The following is a 2,522-nucleotide window of genomic DNA, read 5'->3' on the forward strand; positions in this document are numbered from 1 at the left end:
AGGTAAGAAACGTGCTGGTATTGTAGTCGCTCACGCAATGTATCAAAAAAAATTCATTATTATAGCAAATATGCCAAACAATATGAGTAGTATTCCAAACATAAATATCCCTGTTACATATTCAAATATTGTAAAGAAAAAGGCTACCTTGTTTATCTTACTTCGCTCTTCAAATAAAAATTTTAAACCATCTTTAACTTCATAAAAACTAAGTGAGCTTAAACCGAATCCAACAATAATGCAACTAATTCCTACATATAAAAGTGTCATAATCTATTTTCTCCAATCAAAAGGTTTGTACTAGCCTCAATAAGAGAAATAGAAGTATTGTTATTTAGTTACCACTACATACTGCATCTCTCTAAATGAAAACCGTTCACTTAATTCATCAAATAAGCGTTTTTCGTTCAACCTAAAATTTCCTATATCATTAATGAAATGCTTTGTTTTTAAGTTAACAACAACATTTAGTATATCGTTTTTTTCTTTCAGTTCATCTCCATCCAAGCAAGTATATAATTCTATACTTTCACCGTCGGAAAGATTTTCATTTATATACTTAAATAAATCGCTATAACATTTTCTAGTATTACGACAATCAAGATGATATACAAAAGGATTGGAAAATTTCCCTCTTATTTCATCATAACCTTCTAAGTCCCATACTGTTATGCCCAAAAGGTCATCTTCTGTCTCATAAATAATCATATTCTCAATCTGCTTAGGGTTTTGTCTAAAATCACCAGTTGGAATCTCCCTATTTGAAGCTATATAATGATGTACTGTCAAAATTCTCACCCCTTTTATTGAAGAAAAAAGACTGCCGAAACAGCCCATTTGTTGTTAAACTAAAGCACCCTCTACTTTAAGTGCAATTTTTCACAATCTCTCCAAAGGAACAGTACCCTGCAAAATTATTTCCCCCTATATTTGAATAAATCATTTAAAGGGGGATTGGTGCTGGGTTACTCTGTCCTATTTTGATAGAGGTAAAGCCCAAAGTCTTGCATAACGGAGGTGTGCCCCAGTTGTCGCAACATAGTAGCTATATTGCCACGGTGATAGGAACCGTGAGTGACAACGTGCAGTACTGTCTCAGAAATAGAAGTTTCAAGTAACCCAACATATGGGTTATCAACTACAATCAACTTTTCAATATCTTTTTGACTGTCCAGAAGCGCTTTGTATCGTTCGGATAAGTCTAGAAATATTTCTTTCATTTCCTTAATACTTTTCATTTCCACCTGTTCTCTTAATTGATTCGTGGTCGCCATTGCTTCATTCATACTTTTACCTGAGATAATGTCAAACCAAGTATAATCTGTGAGAAAAATGTGAGACAACACCTTTGATACCGAAGAAAAACCACTCTGAATATCCTGATGATAAATATCCTGTGGAAGTTCTCTCAAATGGTCCATTATAACACCATTTGCCCAAACGAGGTAGTTGTACAATTTTAATACGGGGTGTGTCATATTAATTTTCCTCCATTTCTATTTGTTCTTCCTTTGTGACAAACGGCACTTAAAAATCTAAATTGATTTTACACCCTTTTTTTATACTCTAACCAGCGAATAAATTTTAAATTACCGAATAACAGCCCATATAAAAAAGGATAAGAAATAGCTGAAAACCACATACTCCATTTCTCATGATATAAGAATCCCATTTGAAGTGATAACCATTCGTAGAAGGTAGAAAAAACAGACCAAAATAATATATACATAACCTTATTAATTAATGGACGATTAAAGGGATACCAATTAATAATAAGCATAGTTACAGCTGGATATATCCCTAAAATAACAAGTAAGGTCTTTGCCTCAACAAAATACGGTTCGAAAAATCCGTACATATTATATTTATCCGTAAATCTATCAGCTAGCTCGGAAGTAAATAAGCCCCAAAAAATGCTGGCGTAATATTCAATAGGTGGTAAATTTTTTTTCATTAGGAAAGCAACCAGGTTAAACACAACAATGGATACATAAAGAAACCACATAGAATACATCCCAATCTCTAACACAAAATTAAGTTCTTTTATAGGATATACATCTAGGAATTTTTTTATAAAAAGTTGCAATGGAACATTGGTGCTTGTTCCACTAGTCGAGTAGAAGGGAACCTTTCTACCTTACGGTAGATTGTGTTCCTCCCTCCGGGTAGAAAGGTCGCCCAATTGGCGACTCAAATCCCCACAGAACCCGGCGTGCGGATTTCCCGCACCGGGCTCTTCAGAAATTGCTTCACAGTTTCGCGTACATCTTTAATTCCGAAAATGGAATTGAAAGTTTAGGAAGCACTAGAGGAAAAATCGACTTAATCTTATTGAACTTTTCCCACGTTATATAGCTCTTTTGGCTTCTACTACTTAACATTCTTCTCCAATAACGTTCCGTAATATTATAGACTTTTGCTATTGATCGAAGATTGCCAGCCATACCATAGTAATTGTAATGACCTCTAAGAGTTTGATTTATCTTCTCAACTTGGTCTTTTATAGACCAATGTCTGATAGA

At 34.1% G+C, this 2,522-nt stretch carries 5 protein-coding genes; 1 reads left to right on the forward strand and 4 read right to left on the reverse strand.

Annotation, left to right across the window (positions count from 1 at the left end):
• Positions 1-205, forward strand: a 205-nt coding sequence (locus tag ACSU6B_RS29050; protein WP_410889931.1) for a hypothetical protein, incomplete at its 5' end; no start/stop codon positions are given.
• Between the two features lie 125 nt (positions 206-330).
• On the opposite strand, the gene ACSU6B_RS29055 is transcribed toward ACSU6B_RS29050, so the two are convergent.
• The 4 genes from ACSU6B_RS29055 to ACSU6B_RS29070 form a co-directional block, all read right to left on the reverse strand.
• Positions 331-789 (reverse strand): hypothetical protein, encoded by a 459-nt coding sequence (locus ACSU6B_RS29055; RefSeq protein ID WP_410889933.1) that lies wholly within the window; start codon positions 787-789, stop codon positions 331-333.
• A 176-nt stretch (positions 790-965) separates the two neighbouring features.
• Positions 966-1,478, reverse strand: a complete 513-nt coding sequence (locus ACSU6B_RS29060; RefSeq protein ID WP_410889935.1) for a DinB family protein — start codon at positions 1,476-1,478, stop codon at positions 966-968.
• A gap of 68 nt (positions 1,479-1,546) precedes the next feature.
• Positions 1,547-1,954 carry a CBO0543 family protein gene (locus ACSU6B_RS29065; RefSeq protein ID WP_410889937.1) on the reverse strand — a complete coding sequence of 136 codons (408 nt, stop codon included), beginning with the start codon at positions 1,952-1,954 and terminating at the stop codon, positions 1,547-1,549.
• A 295-nt stretch (positions 1,955-2,249) separates the two neighbouring features.
• Positions 2,250-2,522: group II intron maturase-specific domain-containing protein (locus ACSU6B_RS29070; protein ID WP_410889940.1), on the reverse strand; the 273-nt coding region annotated here is incomplete at its 5' end.

It is taken from the genome of Neobacillus sp. C211 (assembly GCF_051842875.1).
Classification (GTDB): domain Bacteria; phylum Bacillota; class Bacilli; order Bacillales; family Cytobacillaceae; genus Neobacillus.

Bases quoted from the DNA above. Each gene is read 5' to 3' on its own strand.
- ACSU6B_RS29065 (WP_410889937.1), bottom strand. From the start codon at position 1,954: ATGAAAAAAAATTTACCACCTATTGAATATTACGCCAGCATTTTTTGG.
- ACSU6B_RS29060 (WP_410889935.1), bottom strand. From the start codon at position 1,478: ATGACACACCCCGTATTAAAATTGTACAACTACCTCGTTTGGGCAAAT.